The following is a 7084-nucleotide window of genomic DNA, read 5'->3' as shown; positions in this document are numbered from 1 at the left end:
GAAGGAAATTTATCGGTTGAAATCGAAAAGTCAGACTTTAAAATAATAACTAATCGGATCATGATCTCGGAATCTCCGATCGATTCCATATCGTACCATATACTTTCCCCACCCGTTAAGGGCGAGTATCGACAGTACATTTCGTCGGCGGGCAATCCGTCCCACCAGCAAATGGAGCAGGTTGGCAAAATAATTAAGGCCAATCCACAAGCCCAATTTGTGATTGGGATGGATGGTGACAACGCAGGAAACCGTTTTGCAATTAATTTGCTAGCCACCGAACACCCACAGCGGGACAATCGCTTCGCGATACTCCCGCATGTGGTTTATAACAACCCCACACCGGCAACCGGAGCGGGGGAGAATAATTTGACTGCAAAAGAGGTAGGACATAACGTGATGACAATCGAAATAAAATACCCGTTGAGTAAAGAGGTTGGATTCCGGGAAGTTTTATCAGAAAACGCGGGCGTAATCGACCGGATTTTGGACAAAATGAATATGTTTGAACGGGTAGGTAAGAAGGCAACCGAAATGCGCCGGGAGAATCTGGTCGAAGCCGAAACGAATGTCATGCGGACGGTCACAGAAGTAAAATTTCCCAACAAGCAGTGTATGCTGGAATCTGCTCTGTATCAATTAGGGGTTGAAATAGAAAGGAGAGATGGAAAGAAACTTACGGCAGTGGTTAAGCCGACGGCTGCCCAGAATGATTTCAACGACGTCCTGAAAAGTCGGAATGGAAAAAGTTTAGCCAGCTCAAGTAATCTTTACCTAGGAGATTTGTCACTACTATCTTTTCTAAAACCTACCATGACAAAGCCGCTCATATCCGTAGTAGAAAAGAATCGGCTAACCCATAAAGATTCTAAGGAAGAGGATCCGCCAAAGCGAAAGGGGCCGAAAATGTAGTCAGATAAAACCAGCACGTTAACAAGGGCTTTCCTCCAAAGGAAAGCCCTTTTTTGTACCAAATGGGAAGAAAGGTTTTCTCTTGAAATTGTGCTTATCTAAGTTGTAGCAATCAAGATAAATTGGTACCTTTAGGTAGTTAAGCAGTTGACAGACTGCCATTTACAAACCTCTTAATTAATTATTATCATGGTAAATCAAAATCCATCAATCACCATTTCCCTCTCAGATTGGGAAGTAGTCCAGTCCAAAATTTCCGCGTCGTTCTTGGAGAAAGCTACGGAACTGGCAGGGTACAAGGCCCTGCTTCGGAGCGACACCGGAGCCTTGCTGAACGTGTGCAAGAAAGGGTACAACCCGATGCCCAATGCTTCGTTCATCCGCAGCGTGGAGCGGTTCGCCGAGGTTACCAATTTTCCAATCGAAGCCATCTATGAGTTGGAAGGCGGTAAGAAAATGCTTGGGTTCCTCAAATGCACGGAGCCTTTTGAGGTCGGAGGCTTTGAATTCAAAGATTATCTGCTGATTGGCAACGGTCACGACGGACAGACCACGTTTTTCGTCGGAAACTCAAACATGATGATTCGCTGCGGCAATCGTTTTGCCCGGCAGTACCGCGCCCTCAAAGTGAAGCATTCGCGCGGGCTGGAGATTGGCGTCGAAAGGATTCAGGAGGAATTTTACAACTACCGGAAAAGCCTCCGCACCTTTTACAAAACCTTGAACGACTTTTCAAAAGTGGAAGTGTCGAAAGAAATTCACCATAGCCTGGTAGCTAGGTTGGCAAACCTAAGCAGGGAGGAGCGGCTAGGCCAGGCCGAAATCAGCACCCGCAAGCAAAACATCGTTTCCACCATCGAGGCTTGCTTCAGAACAGAAATGGCCGACACAGGCTACACCATTTTTGGCCTGTTTAATGGCTTGACGAACTACACGACGCACGAAATGGGCGTAACGGCTGACAATGGAATGTCCATGTTTAACCGCGCGGAGCGGCTCAATTTGGACGGCTATAACCATTGTCTCAGCATCGCTAACGGACACCAGCTTTTGAAATCCTGCGACCTTCCCGTTTTCACTGACTTGATAGCCTAGTTTTCCCATCTGTTTCCAGTCCGGGTATTCTACCGGACTGGAAACCCTTTTTAAATTCCACAACATGAATATTCAGAACGAAACCTGCTCGCAGAAAATGAGCCAGCTTGCTAAGGAAAACGTAAGCGCCTACATGGTCAGGGACAAAGACTTATTTGTTTTTGGAAGTGAGGAAGCCTGTTCCAGACTGTTGCAATTTTTTCAAGGAAGCCACCAATGCGCCACCATGAATTTTGCCGTTGATCCTTGGTATAAACACTACGTGACTATTTTCGACTATTGTTGAAAACAAATAGGCAAGAGCAAAAAAGGCCGATAGCTACAAGCTATCGGCCTTTTTTGCTGTGTAGGGATTCCAAAATCCCAAAACAGGTGAACCAATTTATATAAATCAAAATTATAAATTTGAAATATGGTAATTAATATTTAATATTTCAGGTATGATTGAACCATCAGACGCAAGTGGGCATCAGGAGGGATATTTTGAAAACGGGATTAAAAAATATCTGACCGATCATCATCTGGATTTGATTCAAAGCCAGGATTTTGAAACTCATCTGGCAGAGTTGACCCAAGATTCCATCACCCTTTTTCAAGCCTTCGATCGGGCGGGGATGGCAACCTACGAGGCGATGGAACGCGCCCTAACTGAAACCCTGGAAAGCATTACCTCGCCTTATGACATCCTTAGAGACTTCATACTGGAAAACCAGACCTTCCTTACGTACGCGACCGGAATCGAAGAATTGGATGAGCAAGACATAGTAATGCACATTCTTGTCGAAAACACGGCCACCGTTTTTGCCCTCCAAATGGCGACCACGCCTGAAGATGTGGTGAGAGCCAATAAGGAACTTCTCAGCGGAGTCAGGAAAACGCTACTCTCTCTCAACAAAAATTAAAATCCCACCCCAACCCACCCATGAACAAGTTGGAACAAATGCGGTCAAATCTGATCGCGCTGCGCCTGGCGTTTGAACTTCACCTCGGTTTTAGAAATGCCAATGCCCAGGAAAACATGGTTTTATCTCGCTACGCCGGATTTGGCGGGTTAAGTGAGATTTTGAAGGATCCAAAGCAAGAGTCACTTTGGAGCGAGTCCAATAGGCGGATGCGTCCTATGGTTCAGGAATTGCACGATTTGGTGGAATTGTACATGCCGAATGATTCCGCTAAATACATCGAGTCAGCCAAGAACAGCGTTCTTACCGGATTTTACACGCCTACCCCTATCATCGAAGCATTTTCTTCTTCCTTGAAAGCGAACGGTATTCCTTTGAATTCCGTACTTGATCCGTCGGCGGGAAGCGGTAGGTTCATCGATGTGATTAAAAATGACCATCGTCCGAGCGATGTCCTCATGTTCGAAAAGGACTTGCTGACTGGGCTATTGCTCTCGGCAAAATTAGGGAATTCGGTCAGAAATGAAGGTTTTGAGAACGTCGGTGCGCAAAAAGACAATCGCTTCGATCTGGTGGCCAGCAACATTCCGTTCGGTAATATCTCAGTATTTGATCCGGCCTTTGCCAGGAAAGGGTCGGTCGAAAAACAGGCCACCGGGCAGATTCACAACTACTTTTTCCTAAAAAGTGTCGATCTGGCTCGACCCGGCGGGTTAGTCGCAATGATTACCACCGATAGTTTTGCCAATACGGAGGGTAATCGCATGTTCCGCGAAAATCTCCTGCAAAAAGCTCTATTGATTTCGGCGGTAAGGTTGCCCAACAACCTCTTCAAGGAGGTAGGTACAGAAGCAGGGTCTGATTTCATCATCGTCCAAAAGCGAGCAAAGCCTGTCGGTATACTTTCTGAACAAGAAGAGTTATTCCTACAAACCTACAGCCCTTTTCCCGAAGCAGAGGCTGTCAAATCCAATTTATATTTTGAGAGCGCTCCAAACAGAATAATTCATACGAGCAGAGACATTGCCACCAACCAATATGGTAAACCCGCGCTCATTTATATCTACTCCGGGCAGACCGAACAAATAGGGAGAGAACTGTCGGAGGTGTTTCAACAAGACTTACTCAAAGAGTTTGACTACCGACTTTATCAGGCAAAATCTATTACTAACTCCAGACGAAAGTCAGCGCCGGCGGGGCAACTCGATCTATTTTCGTTGCCCGTTGCGGCACTCCCCATCCAGCCGATTTCAATTAAATTCACCGGCGAGCAATTTGAACACCTCTCCGAGGGCAGCATCGTAAATCAGGCCGGAACGATAGGGAAACTTCAACAAGAAGAAGCAGGGAATGCGATTGTAGAACCCATGCGGCTGTCATTTTCGCAACGAGAGCGTTGGGAAACCCTTATCGACATCCGAGACAATTACTTCAAACTGGTTCACCAGGAGCGGGATAATCAAACCGAAAGCCCGCAGTATCGCGAACAGCTCAATAAGAGCTACGATTCTTTCAAAACAAGCTTTGGCTCGTTGAAAGACCGAGCGAATATTGACACCATCCTGCTCGATCCGTCGGGCCGTCAACTTCTCTCGCTGGAGACATACAGTGAGGTGTCCAAATCCTACGAAAAAACGGATATTTTCCATCGCCCGGTTCACATCGCGAATGCTCAAGTATCTTCCTTTACTCCCCAAGAAGCCCTGGCAGCTTCTCTGAATCGGTTCGGGGGAGCCAATTTGGAATACATGGCCGAAATTTCCGGAGAGCGAACCGATGGCCTGTTGACGGATTTAGCCGAACAGATTTATTTCAACCCGGTCAGTGGCGATTACCAGATCAAAGATGTTTTGGGATCGGGAAATATTCAGCAGAAAATTGAGCAAATAACCGCCTTAGGTTCGAAAGCGCAAGTAGGACCTTCGGAAATTGATAAAACCCTTCGCTACCTGGAAAGCGTTAAGCCCGAACCCGTTCCATTTGAATTGATTGATTTTAACTTAGGGGAAAGGTGGCTCGATACGGATTTGTACTCACGCTTTGCTTCACAATTCTTTTCAACCGAAGTCGCGGTTAGCTATTCTTCGGCCATCGACGACTTCGGAATTAAGGGATTCGACTATCGTTACAACCCCAAGCTGACGGAAGAGTATGCCGTACAGTCCAGCAGTAGAAGCTACACAGGTTTGGATTTGCTCCACTACGCCCTGTTAGACAACGTACCCAATATCACCAAAAAGATTAATGACGGCCAAGGTAAGGAAATCACTGTCCGGGATTCAGAGAAGATCAGGCTGGCTTCCCAAAAGATTGATTCTATTCGGAACGGGTTCGTTGACTGGATGGGACAGCTGCCACATTCTGAGAAAAAAGTGGTCGAGGAAACCTACAATCGGCTGTACAACTCGGAAGTAAAGCAGAAGTACGACGGCTCTCACCTTAAATTTCCGGGCTTGCGTCTGCAAAACTTAGGCATCAAGGAATTATACGGTTCTCAAAAAGATACCGCCTGGATGCTGATGCAGAACGCAGGGGGCATTGTGGACCACGAAGTCGGAACCGGAAAGACGCTGACGATGATTGTCACCGCCTACGAAATGAAACGCCTGGGTCTGGTGGCCAAGCCGATGATTGTGGGTATGAAGGCGAACGTTGGCGCCATTGCCGACACTTTCAAAGCGGCTTATCCCGACGCTCGTATCCTCGCACCATCCGAGAAAGACTTTTCCAAACAGCGGAGGGGCAGACTTTTTGACGCTATGGCCAATACGGCCTGGGACTGTATTATTTTGACGCACGACCAGTTCGCCAAAATTCCCCAAAGTCTGGATGTCCAAAAACGGCTGATTGGTAATGAAGTCGCTAATCTTGAAAAAGACCTGAACGAACTCAAAAGAAACGATTACCGGGTAGGTACCGCACTGCTGAAAGGTCTTGAAAGAAGAAAGATTTCTCTCTCGAACAACCTGAATTCAGTACTCCATCAGATTGACGAGAAAAAAGACGATACCCTGGATTTTGAGAAGATGGGTATTGATTTCCTCCAGGTGGATGAGAGCCATAAATTCAAGAACCTTCTTTTTACCACCCGGCACGATAGGGTGGCTGGCCTAGGTAATCAGGTGGGTTCGCAGCGAGCGCTCAATATGCTTTTTGCCGTCAGAACCATTCAGGAAAAGAGGAGAGGGGATTCCGGTGTTGCATTTTACTCTGGGACACCTATTTCTAACTCTCTGACGGAATTGTACTTGCTTTTCAAATACCTGCGGCCAAAAGAATTAGAGCGACAGAAAATGGAAAACTTTGATTCCTGGCTGTCGGTCTATGCCAAGAAGACCACTGATTACGAGTATTCCGTTACGAACCAGTTAATTGAGAAGTCCCGTTTCCGGCACTTTATTAAAGTACCTGAACTGGCCGCCTGCTATAGTCAAATCACCGATTTCCGCACGGCAGAGATGGTTGGTGTCGATCGCCCTGCCGCCGTTCACCAATTGATGAACATCAAACCGACCGAGCAGCAGGCCGCGTTCACCGAAAACCTCATCAAGTTCGCTGCCAGCGGCGATGGTACTTTGCTAGGCAGAGGGCGGCTTTCGGAGTCGGAAGAGCGGGCCAAAATGTTGATTGCTACAAACTATTCTAAAAAGTCGGCACTGGACATGCGGCTAATTGACCCTACATCAGGCGACCACCCGAATAATAAAATAAGCCAGGCGGCAGCGGTGATTAGCCGACATTATAATGAATCGATGCCATTCAAAGGCACCCAGATCGTATTCTGCGACTTGGGTACTCCCTTGGGAACTTCCCTTTTCAACGTGTACGACGCCTTAAAAGCAAAGCTGATTCAGGAATACGAGCTGCCTGCTAAGGAAATCCGGTTTATTCACGATGCAAAGAATGACAAGCAGCGTCAGCAAATCATTCGGGACACCAACGAAGGCCGGATCCGCGTGTTAATGGGATCGACCGAGAAGCTCGGAACCGGAGTCAATGCGCAGAAGCATATCGTGGCCATGCACCATCTGGATGTTCCTTGGAAGCCTTCGGATTTCGAGCAGCGCGTCGGCCGGGGCGTACGGGCGGGCAATATGGTCGCTAAAAACCATTTTGGTAACCAAGTGCAGAACTATGTGTACGCGGTGGAGCGGACGCTGGATAATTTTATGTTC

Annotated in this window: 5 protein-coding genes; all 5 read left to right on the top strand. The window is 47.2% G+C overall.

Annotation, left to right across the window (positions count from 1 at the left end):
* The coding region (locus tag ACEW8P_RS19880) for a toprim domain-containing protein (RefSeq protein ID WP_373514820.1) at window positions 1-912 on the top strand (912 nt) is incomplete at its 5' end.
* Window positions 913-1179: 267 nt separating this feature from the next.
* Entirely contained in the window at window positions 1180-2007 is an 828-nt protein-coding gene (locus ACEW8P_RS19875; protein WP_373514819.1) for a DUF932 domain-containing protein, read from the top strand.
* Between the two features lie 64 nt (window positions 2008-2071).
* Window positions 2072-2293 (top strand): hypothetical protein, encoded by a 222-nt coding sequence (locus tag ACEW8P_RS19870; protein ID WP_373514818.1) that lies wholly within the window; start codon window positions 2072-2074, stop codon window positions 2291-2293.
* Window positions 2294-2447: 154 nt separating this feature from the next.
* The gene (locus ACEW8P_RS19865; protein ID WP_373514817.1) at window positions 2448-2909 is read left to right on the top strand and encodes a hypothetical protein; all 462 of its coding nucleotides are present in this window, start codon (window positions 2448-2450) and stop codon (window positions 2907-2909) included.
* Window positions 2910-2929: 20 nt separating this feature from the next.
* Window positions 2930-7084 (top strand): helicase-related protein (locus ACEW8P_RS19860; protein WP_373514816.1); only part of this gene is annotated, 4155 nt, incomplete at its 3' end.

It is taken from the genome of Persicitalea sp., from assembly GCF_041751555.1.
Taxonomy (GTDB): domain Bacteria; phylum Bacteroidota; class Bacteroidia; order Cytophagales; family Spirosomataceae; genus Persicitalea.
The sequence above is the reverse complement of the archived record's forward strand: the minus strand, read 5'-3'. Positions and strand labels throughout refer to the sequence as shown.

Excerpts from the sequence above, each read along its gene's own strand:
- ACEW8P_RS19870 (WP_373514818.1), top strand. The coding sequence starts at position 2,072 with ATGAATATTCAGAACGAAACCTGCTCGCAGAAAATGAGCCAGCTTGCT.
- ACEW8P_RS19865 (WP_373514817.1), top strand. The coding sequence starts at position 2,448 with ATGATTGAACCATCAGACGCAAGTGGGCATCAGGAGGGATATTTTGAA.